We start from the raw sequence: 15,771 nt of genomic DNA, 5'->3' as shown, positions 1-15,771 counted from the left end.
GAACACCGCCCTTTCACGGCGGTAGCCGGGGTTCGATTCCCCGTGGGGACGCCAGCATTAGCAAAAACCCGTCATGGCGACATGACGGGTTTTTTGTCGTCCGCGCGAACCACACCACAAAGACAAACGGCTTGCCGCGCAAGCCGTCCGCAATAGCCACCTGGTTTGTATTGATTCGTACAAGACCATTCTCACGCAAACCCATAACCCCTCCTCCGCTTGCGCCTGGGAACCCAAGCCTCGCGAGCCAAGGCGCACTCACCGGGTAAGGCTCCACAAGGCGCAACAGATTGTGAACAGCTTCAGAGCCTGCTCAAAGTCTCGCGAGCAAGGGCGTGACAAGGCGAAAACAAGCGAAAAAGCGGAGTGCACATACGGTACATGAGCATTTTGAGTTTGTTTTCAACACCCCTTTCTATCCATCCCGCCGACGCGCAGCAGATCGTAAACAGGTTCTTAGCGCTCTGCCCAAGCCAAGGTCGCCTTATACCCGTCCGGCGCCTCCAGCGCCCAGGCTCTTGTCGCCGGCCAGCGCTCGGGCGCGGCAATCCGCAACGGCAGTTCCTTATTCGTCAGTTCCAAGGCCTCAAACGCGGACAGATGCTGAGCAATGCCCACGCCCCAGGCTTTCAGCACCGCCTCCTTGATGGTCCACAACTGGAAGAAAGCCGCCACGTCCCGCCCGTGTCCGCATAGTTCCAACTCACCCGGCAGCAAGGTCTGCTCCGCCAGCGCCGGCACGTCGCGCATGGCTTGCACCGTTTCGATGTCCACCCCCACCTGCCCGCCGCGCGCGATGGCGATCAGCGCGTAGGCGCCGGAGTGAGACACATTGAAGACCGGCGCGCCGGGCAGGCTCAAGACGGGTTTCCCATGGGCGCCCAGCTCAAACATCAGCGCGTCCGGCGCCAGGCCGGTTTCTTGCGCCAGCAGCCGCCGCAAGGCCAGCCGGGTCAGGGCGAACTGCAACTGGTTGATGGTGCGCAGATAGCGCAGGCAGCGCTTGCGCTCGTCCTGACTCAAGCCCGCCAGCAGCGCCTCGTCCACCGGCCAATCCACATCCAGCCGCACGCGGTACAGCCGCAAGGCCTGCGGCGCGCCCGCCGGGCAAGGCAAGGGCTTGATCAAAGCGTTCAGTTCCATCCGCCTCTCCGCGCAAAAACCGCCATTATCCCTAGCCTGTAGCACGGCAACCAGGCCATTTGTGACCATCCCGCCACAATTTGGCACTTTTCATGCGTAATAATCACATTCCTTGGTTGAACTCGATAATGAGAATCGTTACCATTTGGCTATGGATAAATTCATGCATGCCCAAAACGCGGCCAAACTTGGCAACGGGGCCAGCGCAGCCAACCTGTCGCCGGTGCTGCGCAGCTGCGAGCTGTTCGCCAAAGGCAGAGAAATCCTGATCGAGCATCAGGGCGAAATGTATCGCTTGCAACTCACACGCAACGGCAAGCTCATCCTAATCAAATAGGTCTCTGACCACACACACCGCAAGCCAGCCAAGACTAGCCAGCCAGCGGAAGCACCCAACCTTAGGAAGTTTGGAGTTTCCATGGCCTTATTTCGCGCCACCCCCTTGGTTCTGAGCCTGGCCGCCGCCTGGCCCGCGCTGGCGGCGACGCCGGCGGAACTGGAGACCGTTCAGGTCACCGCCCACCGCAGCAGCAAACCGCTGGCGGAAACCGCGCCCAACGCCAGCGTGATCTCGCGTCACAAACTGGACGATCAACTGGTGCGCGACATCGCCGACGCGGTCAAATACGAGCCCGGCGTGGAAGTGGCCACCGATCCGGCGCGCCGCGGCAACGCCGGCTACACCATCCGCGGCATAGACGGCAACCGTATCCTGATGCTGATCGACGGCATCCGCCTGCCGGAATCCTATGCCGGCGGCGGCAGCAATAACGGAGCCGTTTCCGGCCGCGATTACGTGGAACTGGAAACCCTGCGCGCCATCGACATCGTCAAGGGCCCCACTTCCAGCCTGTACGGCTCCGACGCCATCGGCGGCGTGGTGGGCTACCGCACCAAGACCGTGGACGACTTCGTGCCGGAAGAGCAAGGCGTGGGCGGCAGCGTTAAGGGCTTTGGCGGCACCGCCAACAATGGCTGGGGCAGCAGCGCCGGCGTGGGCGTCAAGGGCGAGCGCGCCGATCTGATGCTGCTCTACACCCATCGCAACGGCCACGAAACCGACAACCAGGGCAATAACGACAGCAGCAGCACGCTGCGCACCAAACCGAATCCGCAAAGCTGGGACAGCGACAATGTGCTGGCCAAGCTAGGCTTCAAGCCGGCCGCCAACCAGCGGCTGGAACTGACGCTGGAGCACTACCAGCGCAATGCCGACAGCAATCTGTTGAACTCGCTGGGTCCTGTAGTCAATCAACGCGGAATGACGCTTTACACCATCACGGGGAAGCAAGCACAGGATAGAACGCAACGCGACCGTGCATCCTTGACTTGGGAAGGTCGTCAACTCGGGGCCTTCGACCGGCTGGCAATCAGGGCTTATTACCAGAAACTGAATAATGCCGACAATGATACCGAGTGGCGTGATAACGGCCAGCGCATACGTTCCGACTACGGTTTTGAACAGGACAGCTATGGCCTGACCCTGGAAGCCGAGCACAACTTCCAGGCCCTCTCCGCTGAGCATCAGCTCTTGTGGGGCGCGGACTTGAGCCGCACCGATACCAGCCGTCCACGCCTCAAGACCCAGTACAATCCAAACGGCAGCAGCAGCAATATCGTCGACGGCGAAACCTACCCCAACAAGACCTTCCCCGACAGCCGCTCCGAACGCATCGGCCTCTTTGTCCAGGACGAGATCAAGTTCGGCAACGGTCTGGTGGCCTCGCCATCGCTGCGCTGGGATCACTACAAGATGACGCCGCAGCCGGACCAGGCTTTCGCCAACGGCAACCCCAACAACTACCAAGTGCCCGCCTTCAAGGACAGCGCCTTCTCGCCCAAGCTGGGTCTGAGCCTGCCGTTCGCCGATCACTACACCGGCTTCCTGCAGTTCTCCTCCGGCTTCCGCGCGCCGCCGTTCGACGACGCCAATATGGCCTTCACCAATCCGGTGCAGCGCTATCAAGTGCTGCCCAATCCCAACCTCAAGTCCGAAAGCAGCCGCGGCGTGGAGTTGGGCCTGAAAGGCCAGTGGGACAGCTTTGACTTCGGCGTCACCGTCTATGCCAACCGCTACAAGGACTTCATCGACCTTGCATCTCTCGGCACTATCAACGGCTTGTCCGCCTACCAGTACCAAAACATAGGCGAAGTCGAGATCAACGGTGCTGAAGGCCGTGCAGCTTGGCGCTTCGCTCCCGCTTGGCGCGCCATGGCGTCCATCGCCTACGCTCAGGGCAGTGACAAGCAACGTAACCAGCCATTGGCCAGCCTGACGCCGCTCAACGCCACTCTTGGACTGCGTTACGACCAAGCCAACTATGGCGGAGAAGCGTTCTTACGCTTGGTCACCGCAAATACCCGCATTCCCGATCTGCGTCCCGACGAAGCACGCGGCCAAAGCACCATACCGTTCAAGGCCCCCGGCTACGCAACGCTGGACCTGACCGCTTATTGGAAGCCGGCCAAGAACACTATTCTGCGCGCCGGCGTGTTCAACGTCTTCGACCAGAAATACTGGAAGGCAGCCGATGTGCGCGGCAAGTCCAGCAGCGTGCGCACGCTGGACCTGTTCACCCAGCCTGGCCGCAACCTCAGCGCCAGCGTCGAATACACCTTCTAACCGCGAGCGCCCGCCCCTTGGCGGGCGCCCGTTTTTGATCGTTCCAAGGAGAATCCAAACATGACCGACTTCAGCCAGCTGTGGGATCGTTACCAAATCCTGAAAGCCAGCCAGCCGAAACTGCGCGTGCGCGACGCCGCCGACGCCCTGGGCGTCAGCGAGGCCGAACTGGTGGCCGCGGACCCGGCCAGCCAGGCCCTGCAACCGCATTGGAACGACATCCTGGGCCAGATCGCCCAGCTGGGCCCGGTGATGGCGCTGACGCGCAATCACGCCTGCGTGCATGAAACCACCGGCGATTACCGCAATGTGCAGATCGACGGCAAGATCGGCCTGGCCATCAACCCGGTCATCGACCTGCGCATCTTCCTGTTCCATTGGCAGCACGCCTTCGCCGTCACCACGGCCGGCGCGCGCGGCGAGCAGCGCAGCCTGCAGTTCTTCGACCGTTTCGGCGAGGCGGTGCACAAGATCTATCTGACCGCCAATAGCGATGCGGCCGCCTACCAGCGCCTGGTGGAGACCTTCTCCGCGCCCAAGGTCGCGCTGAGCATAGACCCGCAGGAAGCCGAAGCGAAGGAGCTGGACGACGAGGCCATCGACAAGGCCGGCTTCCAGCAGGAATGGCAGAGCCTGCAGGACGTGCACGCCTTCCATCCCTTCCTGCGCCGCTGGGGCGTGTCCCGCCAGCAGGGCTTCCGCCTGGCGCCGGAAGGCCAGGCCTGGCGCGTGCTGCCGGAAGCGGTGGAGCAGCTGCTGCGCCGCGCCGCCCATATCGAAGCCCCCATCATGGTGTTCGCCGGCAACCGCGGCATGATCCAGATTCACACCGGTCCGGTGCGCAATGTGCAGATCGTCGGCAACTGGCTCAATGTGCTGGACCCGCACTTCAACCTGCATCTGCGCACCGACCTGATCGCAGAAGCCTGGGTCACCCGCAAGCCGGGCGATCACGGCGTGGTGACCTCGCTGGAACTGTTCGACGACAAGGGCTTGTCGCTGGCCACTTTCTTCGGCGAGCGCAAGCCGGGCCAGGCGGAACGCGTGGAATGGATCAAGCTGCTGGGCGAGCTGCCGGCACTGGAGCGCGCCGATGTCGCCTAAATTCGCCTTCGCCGCCCTGCTGGGCCTGGCCGCCGCGCTGCCCGCCTGGGCGGCGCAACGCATCGTGGTGATGACTCCTGACATCGCCGACATCGTGGTGGCGCTGGACGCCGGCAAGGAAGTCGTCGGCCGCGACCGCTCCAGCAAGTCGCCGGCGCTGGCTCAGGCCCAGGTGGTGGGTTTTTCCCGCGCGCTGAACGCTGAAACCATCGCCCGGCTCAAGCCCACTCTGGTGCTGGGCAGCGCCGAGGCGCAACCGCCGACGGTGTGGACCCAGCTGCGCCAATTGCAGGTGCGCGCCGAGGAAGTGACGCGCCGCGAGGACGGCGCGGACTTCGCCGACGCGATCCGCAAAGTGGGACAGCTCTTGGGCCGCGACGCCAACGCCCAGCAACTGGCCAGCCGCTGGCAGCGCGAGATGACGCCGCGCCCGGCGCGCGGCGTGCGCTATCTGGTCAGCTACGACGGTCAGCTGGTGGCCGGCCGCGACACCGCCGCCGATACCCTGATCCGCGCCGCCGGCGGCGTCAACGTCGCCAGCCAGCTGTCCGGCTTCAAGCCGATGGCGCGCGACGCCTGGCAAAGCCTGCAACCGGACGTGATCATTCTGGGCAGCCACACCGGCGCGGTGCACGGCGGCAAGGAGGCCTTCTCCAAACGGCCGGAAATCGCCTCCACGCCGGCCGGCAAGCAGGGCCGCATCTACCTGTTGCCAGCCAAGGACGCGATGATGGTGGGACTGAACAGCCCGGCGGTGGTCGAGCAGATGGTGAAGATGTGAGCGCGCTGAGCATGGAAGCCGCCGCGCCCAATCGCGGCCGCTGGCTACTGCTGGGCCTGATCGCCGCCAGCCTGCTGCTGCCGCTGCTGGCCTTGTCCAGCGGCGGCAGCGGCCTCGCCTGGCCGGACTTCAGCGATCCGCTGCTGACCCAGCTGCGGCTGCCGCGCATCGCCGCGGCGCTGGGCGTGGGCGCGGCGCTGGCCGCCAGCGGCGCGGCCTTGCAAGCGCTGTTTCGCAATCCGCTGGCCGACCCCGGCCTGATCGGCACGTCCAGCGGCGCGGCGCTGGCCGTGGTCAGCATGCTGGCCATCGGCGCCGCCGGCCTGTCCTTGCCGCTGGCCGCCTTTGGCGGCGGCCTGCTGGCCACCTGGCTGATTCTATTGCTGTCGCGGCTGGTGCGCGGCGGCCTGGCCGGCCTGCTGCTGATGGGCCTGGTGGTGGGCGCCTTCTGCGGCGCCATCACCAGCCTGATGATTTTCATGTCCGACGACCTGACGCTGCGCGCCGCCACCAGCTGGCTGGCCGGCAATCTGTCGTCGGCCTCGTCGGAACGGCTGCTGGCCTGCCTGGGCGTGGCCGGCCTGGGCTTGCTGATCCTGATCGCCGTGGGCCGCGATCTGGACTGCCTGCTGCTGGGCGAGGACGCCGCCCGCTCGCTGGGCATCGATGTGCGCCGCACCCGCCGGCTCACCGCCGTCGGCGCGGCGCTGGCCACCGGCGGCGCAGTGGCGCTGTCCGGGGTGATCGGCTTTGTCGGCATGATGATTCCCAACGCGCTGGCGCTGCTGCTGGGCGGCTGCCGCCGCCGGCTGATCCTGCTGTCGGCCTGGGCCGGCGCCTTATTCCTGCTGGCGGTGGACACGCTGGCGCGCACCATCGCCTGGCCCATCGATCTGCCGGTGGGCTTAATGGCGGCCTTCGCCGGACCGCCGTTCTTCGTATGGCTGTTCCGGCGGCAACAAAGGAGTCTGATCAATGGCTGATACCACTACCCTGTGCGTGCGCCAGCTGGCCTACGACATCGGCGGCAAGCGGATTCTGGACGACATCAACCTGGACTTGCCCACCGGCCGGGTCAGCGCGCTGCTGGGCCCCAACGGCGCCGGCAAGACCACGCTGATGCGGCTGCTGGCCGGTTTGAACACGCCCGGCGCCGGCGCGGTGCGCCTGGCCGGACAATGCGTCGGCCGCATGGAGCCGGCGGTGCGCGCGCGCCGCATCGCCTGGGTGCCGCAACACATACCGGCCGGCATTCCGCTGACGGTGCGCGAATTCGTGATGCTGGGCCGCGTGCCCTACCTCGGCGCCTTCTCGCAGCCGCGGGTGGAGGACAAGAGCGCGGTGGCGGACGCCTTGGGCACGGTGGAGCTGGACGATTACGCCGACAAGCGGCTGGACCAGCTGTCCGGCGGCGAGCGCCAGCGCGCGGCCATCGCCCGCGCCTTGGCGCAGCAGGCGCCGGTGCTGCTGCTGGACGAACCCACCAATCACCTGGACCTGCGTCACCAGCACCGCTTGCAGCAACTGCTGCTGGAATTGTCGCGCCAGGGCCGCACCGTGGTGCAGGTCTTGCACGACCTGGCGCTGGCGGCCAGCTACGCCGACCACGTGGCCTTGCTGGAACAGGGCCGGCTGGTGGTGGCCGGTGCGCCGGAACAGGTGCTGACGCCGGAGCGGCTGCTGGCGGTCTACCGCTGGCCGATGCGTTTGCAGCGCAACGGCAACGACTGGCAGGTCAACGCCGCCTTGGCGCAGGCGCAGAAGCCCGCGGCGCTGGCGGCCGGCGCCTGAGAGCCTGTTCATAGTCTGCTGCGCGTCGGCGGGTTGGATAGGTAAAGGGCGTTGAAACTGGCTTCGAAATGCTCATGTACCGCTTGAGCATTCCGCTTTCTCAGCCGCAACGCCTTGTCTCGCCCTAGCTTGCGAGGCTTTGAACAGACTCTGAGAACCTGTTTACGATCTGCTGCGCGTCGGCGATACGGCGTTGAAACCGAGCTCAAAATGCTCATGTACCACTTGTACATTCCGCTTTTTCGCCCGTTTTCGCCTTGTCTCGCCTTAGCTCGCGAGATCGGAAACACGTTCTTAGACTAGGTCCAAAAATAAAAACCCCCGGCTTGCTGACGCGAGCCGGGGGTTTTTCGCGATCTGGCCGCGCTTATTTCAGCGCGTAGATAGCCGGCAGGTTGCGCCAGGCGCCGCGCACGTCCATGCCGTAGCCGAACACGTAGCGGTCCGGCACATCCAGGCCGACGAAGTCAGCCAGCATCGGCTTTTCCTTGCTGATCAGCTTGTTGGCGAACACGCCGCTGTAGAAGGCCTTGGCGCCCATGGCCATCACTTTGTCGCGGATCGCCGCCATGGTGTGGCCTTCGTCCAGGATGTCGTCCAGCACCAGCACCACGCGGTCGCGCACGTCTTCCTTGGGCGCCTGTTTCCATACCAGTTCGCCGCCCTGGGTCTTGTCGCCGTAGCGGGACACGTGAACGTAGTCGAAGTCCAGCGGGAAAGCCAGGCGCGGCAGCAGCTGACCGGTAAACACCACGGCGCCGCCCATCACGGACAAGACCAGCGGATAGGTTTCGCCCAGTTCCTCGGTGATTTCCACCGCCATGCGGTCAACGGCCGCGCTGACTTCCTCGGCGGTAAACAGCACGTCGGAGCTGTTGATCAGGCCACGGGCCTCGGCAATATTGGGCATGATGACTCCTTGATTCACACACGCAAACGCCGCTTTGAAGCAAGCGGCGTGATTGAAAAAACGATTAGTTCTTGGCCAGCGACCGCAGATAGGCGGCGAACTCGGCGCCCACCTCGTGATGCTGCAAGCCGTAATTGACCGTGGCTTTAAGATAGCCCAGCTTGGAGCCGCAGTCGTAACGCACGCCCTTGAACGGCAGCGCCAACACCGGCTCGTCCTTCATCAGCGCCGCGATGCCGTCGGTCAGCTGGATTTCGCCGCCGGCGCCGGCCGTGGTGTTGACCAGCTTGTCGAAAATGCGCGGGGTCAGAATGTAACGGCCCACCACCGCCAGATTGGACGGCGCCGCTTCCGGGCGCGGCTTCTCCACGATGTGCTCCACCTGCTGATGGCCGCGCGCGTCCGGCGCCACCTTGACGATGCCGTAAGAGCCGGTCTCCTCCGGCGCCACGGTTTCCACCCCCAGCACCGAGGTGTGGGTTTCGTCGAACAGCTTGACCATTTGTTCCATCGCGCCCGGCGCGCCTTCGATCAGGTCGTCGGCCAGGATCACCGCGAACGGCGCGTCGCCCACCACCGGCCGCGCGCACAGCACAGCGTGGCCCAGGCCCAGCGCCTCGGTCTGACGGATGAAGATGCAGGACACCGACGGCGGGATGATGCCCTGCACGGTTTCCAGCAACTTCTGCTTGTTCTTGTTTTCCAGTTCGGTTTCCAGCTCGTAAGCCTTGTCGAAATGGTCTTCGATCGAACGCTTGTTGCGGCCGGTGATGAAAATCAGCTCGGTCATGCCGGCGGCGATCGCCTCTTCCACCGCGTACTGGATCAGCGGCTTGTCCACCACCGGCAGCATTTCCTTGGGGCTGGCCTTGGTGGCCGGCAGGAAGCGAGTGCCCAGCCCGGCGACGGGGAAGACCGCTTTCGTGATTTTTTTCATGCCCATTCTCGTTAACAAGCGTTGACAGCCGCGCATTCTACCGCGCCGCGGCCCGCTGGTGAAAGTCCCGCCTCACAAAGCGGCGGCAAAACGCTGAGCCAGCGCCTGCGCCGCGCCTTCCAGCACCGGCCCCCAGACGCCGGCCTCGGTCTGGCGCCAGACCCGCATCGAGTCGTACCACGGCGCGCGCTCGCCGGCGGCCAGAAAGAAGGGCGCGCTTTCCGCGCGCATCAACACCCAGACCGGCTTGCCCATCGCGCCGGCCAGGTGGGCGACGGCGGTATCGACGGTGATCACCAGATCCAGATCCGCCACCCAGGCGGCGGTGTCGGCGAAATCGTTCAAGGCCGGCGTGCTCAACAAACCTTGCAAAGCCGAAGGCGTCGTTCCCGGCTGCAAGGACACGAAATCAATGCCGGGCAGCCGGCACAAAGCGGCGAAGTCCTCCGGCGGCACCGATTTGTGGCGGCGCCAGTGATCGGCCTTGCCCACGCCCCATTGCCCGCTTTCCCACACCACGCCGACGCGCGGCCGGCCGCCGTCGCGCGCCGGGACCGCGGCCGCCAGCACCGCGCTCAGATAAGGCTGGTCGGACAGATTGTCCAGCGTCACGCCCAGCGCGCCGGGCAAGGACATCAGCGGCAGTTGCCAATCGAAAGCCGGCGCGGCCTCCGGCTCCAGCAATTCCACGCCATCGAATTGGGCGAACAGGCGATGAAAGGTTTTGGGGCAGGCCAGCAGCAGGCGCGCCCGCGGATGTTCGGCCCGCAGCCGCGGCAGGAAGCGCGCCATCTGCAGGCTGTCGCCCAGGCCCTGTTCCGCCCACAGCAGCAAGGCGGACGCGTCCAGCGCCTGGCCCTGCCAGCGCCGTTCGCGGTGACGCGGCTGCAGGATGGCGTCCCAGCGCGCCTCGTAATACGGCCAGGCCTCGGCGTAGCGGCCGGCCAGCAATAGCGCGATGGACAAGCTGAAGCGCAGATTGGCGTCGTTCGGGTCCAGCTCCAAACCGCCTTGCAACACGGCGATGGCGTCGTCCAGCAGCAAGGCACAAGTGCAGGCGTAGCCCAGATTGTTGCAGCGCGCCGGGCTCGCGCCGGCCAGCTCGATGGCGCGCAGATGGCAGGCGATGGCCTCCTGGTATTGCAGACGATGTTGCAAGACCACGCCCAGATTGCTCCAGGCGTCGACATGCTCGGGCTCCGCCGCCAGGGCCTCGCGCAGCAGCGCTTCCGCCAGTTCCAGTTCGCCCAGTTCCTTGAGCAGCACCGCCAGATTGCACTTGATGTTGACCGACTGCGGATTGAGCGCGGCGGCGGCCAGGTAGTCGTCCAGCGCGCGCGCGCTGTCGCCCTGGCGCAGGCGGGCGTTGGCGCGGTTGGCCAGCGCCTGCCAATCCTTGGCGTTCCGCCTCAGACATTGATCAAACGCCTGCTCCGCTTCGCGCCAGCGGCCCTCCGCCGCCAATCTATTGCCTTGTTCGAAAGCTTGGTCCGCCGTCATCTGTTCCGTTCCTTCTTAAATTCCTGCCACGGAAAAACAAAAACCGATTTAGCCACGGAAGCGCACGGAAGGGCACGGAAGGCAAACCCTTTAGCCACGAAATCCACGAAAATAACAGCAGCCTTTGGTTTGGTCCGTGTTTTTCCGTGTGCTTCCGTGGCAAAAAACATTTCCCGCCGAGGCTACAGGCTCTTCAGTCACTCTCCGGCCAGCAAGGCTTGCAAGCCGGCCTCGTCCAGAATCGCCACGCCCAGCTCTTCCGCCTTGGCCAGCTTGCTGCCGGCCTCCGCCCCCGCCACCACGTAATGGGTTTTCTTGGACACGCTGCCGGACACCTTGCCGCCGGCGGCTTCTATCAATTCCTTGGCCTGGTCGCGGCTCATCGTAGGCAAGGTGCCGGTCAGCACCAGGGTCTTGCCTTCCAGCACGCCGGCCGCCGCCGCTTGCGCCGGCAGCGCCGCCAGCATCTCGTCGACCAGGGCGGCGAGCGCGCGCAGGCTGTCTCGCTTGCCCGGCAGGTCCAGCCAGTCGGCCAGCGCGTTGATCACCTCGGCCGGCAATTCCAGATCCAGCAGCGCGCGCCGTTCGCGCCCGGCCAGCGCGGCCAGGCCGTCGATCTGCGCCGCCAATTGCTGGCTGCGCACCTCGGTCAGACGCGGAATGTCCAGCCGCGCCAGCAACACGGCCGGCTGAAGACGCTCGGCCAGGCGCGGCGACGGCGCGTGCTCGTCGGCCGGCGCCACATGGCTCAACAAGGCGTCCAGCGCGGCTTCGTTATTGGCTTCGGCGAAGAAGTCCGCCAGCGATTCCGCCACCACGCCGCCGATATCCGGCAGCGCGGCGAACAAGGCCGCCTGCGAACGACGGATCAAGGCCATCGTCCCCAGCCAATCGGCCAGGGTCTTGGCGGTGGATTCGCCGACATGGCGGATGCCCAGCGCGAACAGCAGCCGCGCCAGCGGCGGCCGCCGGCTGGCGGCGATCGCCTCGATCAGGTTTTCCGCCCATTTGCTCGCCACCTTGCCCGCCTTGACGGTTTCCGGGGTCGCATCCTCGTCCTCGTCGGCGCGGCGCTTCATTTCCAGCAAGTCTTCCAGCGTCAGCCGGTACAGGTCGGCCACGCCGCGCACATAGTCGTACTCCACCAGCTTGTCGATATAGCGTTCGCCCAGGCCGTCGATGTCCATCATCCGGCGGCCGGCGAAATGCTGGATCGCCTGGCTGCGCTGCGCGCGGCAGGACAGGCCGCCGGAGCAGCGCGCCACCGCCTCGCCCTCTTCGCGCACCACGTGGCTGCCGCATACCGGACAGGCGCCGGGCAGCCGGTAGGCCGGGTATTGCGGTTCGTCGAACAAGCCGCCATCCGCGGCCGGCTGCATCGGTCGGCGCTCCATCACCACGGACACCACTTCCGGAATCACGTCGCCGGCGCGGCGCACGATCACGGTGTCGCCCACGCGCACGTCTTTGCGCCTCGCCTCGTCCTCATTGTGCAAGGTGGCGTTGGTGACGGTGACGCCGCCGACGAACACCGGCTTCAGCCGCGCCACCGGGGTGATGGCGCCGGTGCGGCCCACCTGCTCCTCGATCGCCTCGACCTGGGTCAAGGCCTCCTCGGCCGGGAATTTGTGGGCAATGGCCCAGCGCGGCGCGCGCGACACAAAGCCCAGCTCGTCCTGCAAGGCGCGCTGATTGACTTTGTACACCACGCCGTCGATATCGAAAGGCAGGCCGGGGCGGCGCTGCTGTACTTGTTCGTAATAGGCGATCAAGCCGTCCACGCCGCGCACCACCGGCCGCAGGTCCTCGGCCACCACCGGGAAACCCAGCGCACGCAACCAGGCCATTTCCCCGCTGTGGCTGGCCGGCCAGTCCGCGCCCTCCACCTGGGCGATGGCGTAGGCGAAGAAGGACAGCCGGCGCTGAGCGGTGATGCGCGAATCCAATTGACGCAAGCTGCCGGCGGCGGCGTTGCGCGGATTGGCGAAGGTCTTGTCCCCGCGCGCCGCCTGCTCGCTGTTGAGCTTGTCGAAATCCTGCTTCAGCATCAGCACTTCGCCGCGCACTTCCAGCAGGCCGGGCGTGGCCGCGCCGGCCGGCAGCCGCAGCGGAATCGCGCGCACGGTGCGGATGTTCTCGGTGACGTTCTCGCCGGTCACGCCGTCGCCGCGGGTGGCCGCCTGAACCAGCACGCCGTCGCGGTAAAGTAGGGAGATCGCCAGGCCGTCGAACTTGGGCTCGGTCGCGTACTCCACCTCGGCAAGATCCAGCCCTTTGCGCACCCGCTCGTCGAACTGCAGCAGCTCTTCATGGCGCTGCTCGCGCTCGCTCAGCTGCATATCGGAAAACGCGTTGGACAGCGACAGCATGGGCACGCTGTGGGTCACTTGCTGGAATTCGTCCAACGGCACGCCGCCGACGCGGCGGGTGGGCGAATCCGCGCTCGCCAGTTCCGGATGCTCCTGTTCCAGTTGTTGCAGCTCGCGGAACAGGCGGTCGTATTCGGCGTCCGGCACGGTGGGGGTGTCCAACACATAGTATTCGTGGCCGTAGCGGTTCAGCAGTTGATGCAGTTCGGCTACGCGCTGTTGCGGAGTTTGGGCGGTCATGTTCAGTCGGACTCAAACAGAAAAAGCCGGCGTGGCGCCGGCCTTGGAAACGGAGGATTATCGAGCGGGCTTATCACCCCAGTGTAGCGGCTGGACAGCAAGGCGACACCAGGGCTTCCCGCCGGTTTCAGGCAAACAGTCTCAACGCGGCCACGCTGCCGGGGGCGATGCCGCGGTCGTCCATGCTGCCGTAGATGTGCAGCAGCTGGTCGCGGATGCGGGTCAGGCCGGCGTCGGACAGCGGACGGCGGTTGTCGTCCACCAATTGGGCGTCGAACTCCTGCGCCAGCTGGCGCGCGAAGTAAACGGCGCGGTCGAACACCTCGACGCCGCCGGCCACGCGCGGCACGTCGAACAACAGCGTCAGCGCCGGGAAGGACTTGTCCAGCAAGGTGTGAAAGGTGAACGGCATCTGGTCCGCCGCCATCAGCGAATACAGGGTGTTGCCGGAGTCCGCCAGATAGTGGAAGGCGCCGTCCGGCTCCAGCTGCAGGCCGGCGGCCTCGGCGAAGCTGCGCAGACGCGTGCCTTCTATCGGCCCCTGCGGCACGATGTTGATGCCGATCAGCACGTCCACGTCGGCGCAGAAGCGGTCCAGTTCGCGCGCCGCCACCAGCTTCTGCTGGCGCTGCGGGAAACTGACCGCGGCGTCGTGCTCCTCGGCGAAGCGCGATACCTGCTGGCAGAAGCCGGCCAGTTCCTGTTCGGTCACCGCGCCGCTGCGGTCCACCATCTGCATGCTGACGTTGATCTGCTTGTAACGGGTGCCGGGCAAGGCCTCGGCCGGCTTCCACAGGCCTTTTTCGGTGCGGCCGATCAACTGTGTGCGCTTGCCCACGTTGAAGCGCGGAATCGCCGCCAGCTCATGCGGCGCGTGGAACACCACTTCAGCGATGAAGTCCAGCGACGGATCCAGCATCGCCACCACCAGCGCCTGGTGATCGGCGGAGTCCATCTGCGGGATGTCCTCCTCTTCCTCCACCACCGGCACCGCGTCGAAAACCGCTTCGCGCGGGCGTTCGGTCTCGGCTCGCGCCGGCTCCGCGGGGATGTGCGGCTCGAAATAAGCGGCTGCGTAATCGTCCGGCTCCGGCGCGGCGTCCACCAGCACCGGTTCCATCCTGTCCTGCTTCACGCCGTCGCGCACATTGTTCTTGGGCACGTCCAGCAACACGTCGTCGTGGCCGCGCGTGAAGGCCTGGCGAGTCTTCTTGCGAAAACGCCATTCCTGGAAAGCATTGAATCCGTAAACCAGGGCGATCACCGCGCCGCCCAGTATCAACACACCAATCTGTAATTCGCTCATCAGCCAGTCCGCATTAAGGCGAATAATCGAAGCTGTCGGCAGCCCCCTCGCCGCGCGCCGGCGCATCTTTCAATGCGCGATGCGGCGTCTTTCGGCAATAGCCAGGCCGACAGCCTCCCTTTAAGTATTCGGCAACAAAACCGTTCGAATCTGGCGTTTCGGCCAGTCGAGAACGGCGATAGACCACGGTTATTATAACGAAAGCCTCAGCTTGCGCACCATTTGGCGGCAATTTAGCCGTAAATGCCTTGCCGCCAGCCTAAATCAAGCCGAGGCGATAGCTGATGCGGGCAATTTGGTGCTTCAAACCGGGTTCGCAACCTGAATTGGATGCCGAATCGCCCCTGCTGGTTCCATCGGACCGCGTCGAACCGCCCCAGTCGGCAGTTCGGCGCCGCGAGTCAGGCCCGCCGCAAGCGAGCCAAATGGAAGCGGAACGTCATTTTCAGGCCCATAAGGTCCGGTAGATGACATTTCTGACAGGGGCGCTCTGAAATATCTCGTGCCAGAATATTTCGTGTTCATGCAAATGAATGATTCCAAATCGTCTTAAACACTGCTTAGGAAAGCAAGGGATAGATCGATGAAAAACACTTCTCAAGCCAGTTTCCTTCCGGTGGTCCACGAGCTGGCGCGCACCTACCAGGCATTCGAACAGTTTGCCAGCCAGCACATTCGTCAGCTGGGCCTGACTCCGCCGCAATTCGACGTGGTCGCCACGCTGGGCCACAGCAAGGGCATGAATTGCAAGGAGCTGTCCGACCGCACGTTGATCACCAAAGGGACGCTGACCGGCGTCATCGACCGGCTGGAAGACAAGGGTCTGGTTACCCGCACCATGCAGCCCAACGATCGCCGCAGCGTGTTCGTCTCCTTGACCCAACACGGAGAACGCCTGTTCGACCAGGCCTTCCCCGCTCATATCGACTATATGCAGATCGCCTTTAAACGCTTTGGCGAACACGACCTGTCCGGTTTCTGCCAGGAATTGGGCCGCCTGCGCGAAGGCTTCAGCCTGGCGCTGGAAGAACAGGAAGAAGTCACGGCTTAGGATTCCTCCAGCCGTA

General features: G+C 65.0%; 13 protein-coding genes. 7 read left to right on the top strand and 6 right to left on the bottom strand.

The annotated features are described in order from the left end of the window. Nucleotides 1–456 precede the first annotated feature (456 nt). Nucleotides 457–1,143, bottom strand: coding sequence for a 4'-phosphopantetheinyl transferase family protein (locus ACODRW_RS21035; protein WP_488906624.1), 687 nt, complete (start codon nucleotides 1,141–1,143; stop codon nucleotides 457–459). Nucleotides 1,144–1,306: 163 nt separating this feature from the next. Here ACODRW_RS21035 and hemP point away from each other — a divergent pair, with 163 nt between their 5' ends. From hemP to ACODRW_RS21005, 6 genes are all read left to right on the top strand, one after another. Then, nucleotides 1,307–1,480 (top strand): hemin uptake protein HemP, encoded by a 174-nt coding sequence (gene hemP, locus ACODRW_RS21030; RefSeq protein WP_107801622.1) that lies wholly within the window; start codon nucleotides 1,307–1,309, stop codon nucleotides 1,478–1,480. An 81-nt stretch (nucleotides 1,481–1,561) separates the two neighbouring features. Continuing rightward, a complete protein-coding gene (locus tag ACODRW_RS21025; RefSeq protein WP_488878280.1) occupies nucleotides 1,562–3,766 on the top strand; it encodes a TonB-dependent hemoglobin/transferrin/lactoferrin family receptor in 2,205 nt (734 codons plus the stop codon). A 60-nt stretch (nucleotides 3,767–3,826) separates the two neighbouring features. Continuing rightward, complete coding sequence (locus tag ACODRW_RS21020; protein ID WP_488906623.1) at nucleotides 3,827–4,870, top strand: hemin-degrading factor; 1,044 nt, start codon at nucleotides 3,827–3,829, stop codon at nucleotides 4,868–4,870. Beyond that, entirely contained in the window at nucleotides 4,860–5,651 is a 792-nt protein-coding gene (locus tag ACODRW_RS21015; RefSeq protein WP_107798070.1) for a heme/hemin ABC transporter substrate-binding protein, read from the top strand. The genes ACODRW_RS21020 and ACODRW_RS21015 overlap by 11 nt, the downstream gene beginning before the upstream one ends. Further along, nucleotides 5,648–6,634, top strand: coding sequence for a FecCD family ABC transporter permease (locus tag ACODRW_RS21010; RefSeq protein WP_233246639.1), 987 nt, complete (start codon nucleotides 5,648–5,650; stop codon nucleotides 6,632–6,634). Before ACODRW_RS21015 ends, ACODRW_RS21010 begins: the two co-directional genes overlap by 4 nt. Further along, nucleotides 6,627–7,442, top strand: coding sequence for an ABC transporter ATP-binding protein (locus tag ACODRW_RS21005; protein WP_488906622.1), 816 nt, complete (start codon nucleotides 6,627–6,629; stop codon nucleotides 7,440–7,442). Before ACODRW_RS21010 ends, ACODRW_RS21005 begins: the two co-directional genes overlap by 8 nt. Before the next feature lie 367 nt (nucleotides 7,443–7,809). Here the strand turns inward: ACODRW_RS21005 and ACODRW_RS21000 are convergent, their stop codons facing one another. From ACODRW_RS21000 to ACODRW_RS20980, 5 genes are all read right to left on the bottom strand, one after another. Further along, nucleotides 7,810–8,352: a hypoxanthine-guanine phosphoribosyltransferase gene (locus ACODRW_RS21000; RefSeq protein ID WP_019103182.1), complete on the bottom strand. Its 543-nt coding sequence runs from the start codon at nucleotides 8,350–8,352 to the stop codon at nucleotides 7,810–7,812. A gap of 64 nt (nucleotides 8,353–8,416) precedes the next feature. Beyond that, nucleotides 8,417–9,289, bottom strand: a complete 873-nt coding sequence (galU, locus tag ACODRW_RS20995; RefSeq protein WP_107801619.1) for a UTP--glucose-1-phosphate uridylyltransferase GalU — start codon at nucleotides 9,287–9,289, stop codon at nucleotides 8,417–8,419. A 72-nt stretch (nucleotides 9,290–9,361) separates the two neighbouring features. After that, nucleotides 9,362–10,789, bottom strand: a complete 1,428-nt coding sequence (locus ACODRW_RS20990; RefSeq protein ID WP_488906621.1) for a tetratricopeptide repeat protein — start codon at nucleotides 10,787–10,789, stop codon at nucleotides 9,362–9,364. Between the two features lie 197 nt (nucleotides 10,790–10,986). Further along, a complete protein-coding gene (ligA, locus tag ACODRW_RS20985; protein ID WP_488906620.1) occupies nucleotides 10,987–13,398 on the bottom strand; it encodes an NAD-dependent DNA ligase LigA in 2,412 nt (803 codons plus the stop codon). Nucleotides 13,399–13,525: 127 nt separating this feature from the next. Further along, complete coding sequence (locus ACODRW_RS20980) at nucleotides 13,526–14,704, bottom strand: cell division protein ZipA C-terminal FtsZ-binding domain-containing protein (RefSeq protein WP_227106779.1); 1,179 nt, start codon at nucleotides 14,702–14,704, stop codon at nucleotides 13,526–13,528. Nucleotides 14,705–15,287: 583 nt separating this feature from the next. Between ACODRW_RS20980 and ACODRW_RS20975 the strand changes: the two genes are divergently transcribed. Next, nucleotides 15,288–15,755 carry a MarR family winged helix-turn-helix transcriptional regulator gene (locus ACODRW_RS20975; RefSeq protein WP_019103187.1) on the top strand — a complete coding sequence of 156 codons (468 nt, stop codon included), beginning with the start codon at nucleotides 15,288–15,290 and terminating at the stop codon, nucleotides 15,753–15,755. The last annotated feature ends 16 nt before the right edge of the window (nucleotides 15,756–15,771 follow it).

This window comes from Chromobacterium sp. FG89, assembly GCF_057808735.1.
Note: the sequence above shows the minus strand (reverse complement) of the source record. Positions and strands in the feature narration are given on the sequence as shown.

Coding starts and splice junctions, on each gene's coding strand:
- ACODRW_RS20980 (WP_227106779.1), bottom strand. CDS start 14,704: ATGAGCGAATTACAGATTGGTGTGTTGATACTGGGCGGCGCGGTGATC.
- ACODRW_RS21005 (WP_488906622.1), top strand. CDS start 6,627: ATGGCTGATACCACTACCCTGTGCGTGCGCCAGCTGGCCTACGACATC.
- hemP (WP_107801622.1), top strand. CDS start 1,307: ATGCATGCCCAAAACGCGGCCAAACTTGGCAACGGGGCCAGCGCAGCC.
- ACODRW_RS21015 (WP_107798070.1), top strand. CDS start 4,860: ATGTCGCCTAAATTCGCCTTCGCCGCCCTGCTGGGCCTGGCCGCCGCG.
- ACODRW_RS21035 (WP_488906624.1), bottom strand. CDS start 1,143: ATGGAACTGAACGCTTTGATCAAGCCCTTGCCTTGCCCGGCGGGCGCG.
- ACODRW_RS20990 (WP_488906621.1), bottom strand. CDS start 10,789: ATGACGGCGGACCAAGCTTTCGAACAAGGCAATAGATTGGCGGCGGAG.
- ACODRW_RS21000 (WP_019103182.1), bottom strand. CDS start 8,352: ATGCCCAATATTGCCGAGGCCCGTGGCCTGATCAACAGCTCCGACGTG.
- ACODRW_RS20975 (WP_019103187.1), top strand. CDS start 15,288: ATGAAAAACACTTCTCAAGCCAGTTTCCTTCCGGTGGTCCACGAGCTG.
- ACODRW_RS21025 (WP_488878280.1), top strand. CDS start 1,562: ATGGCCTTATTTCGCGCCACCCCCTTGGTTCTGAGCCTGGCCGCCGCC.
- ligA (WP_488906620.1), bottom strand. CDS start 13,398: ATGACCGCCCAAACTCCGCAACAGCGCGTAGCCGAACTGCATCAACTG.
- galU (WP_107801619.1), bottom strand. CDS start 9,289: ATGAAAAAAATCACGAAAGCGGTCTTCCCCGTCGCCGGGCTGGGCACT.
- ACODRW_RS21020 (WP_488906623.1), top strand. CDS start 3,827: ATGACCGACTTCAGCCAGCTGTGGGATCGTTACCAAATCCTGAAAGCC.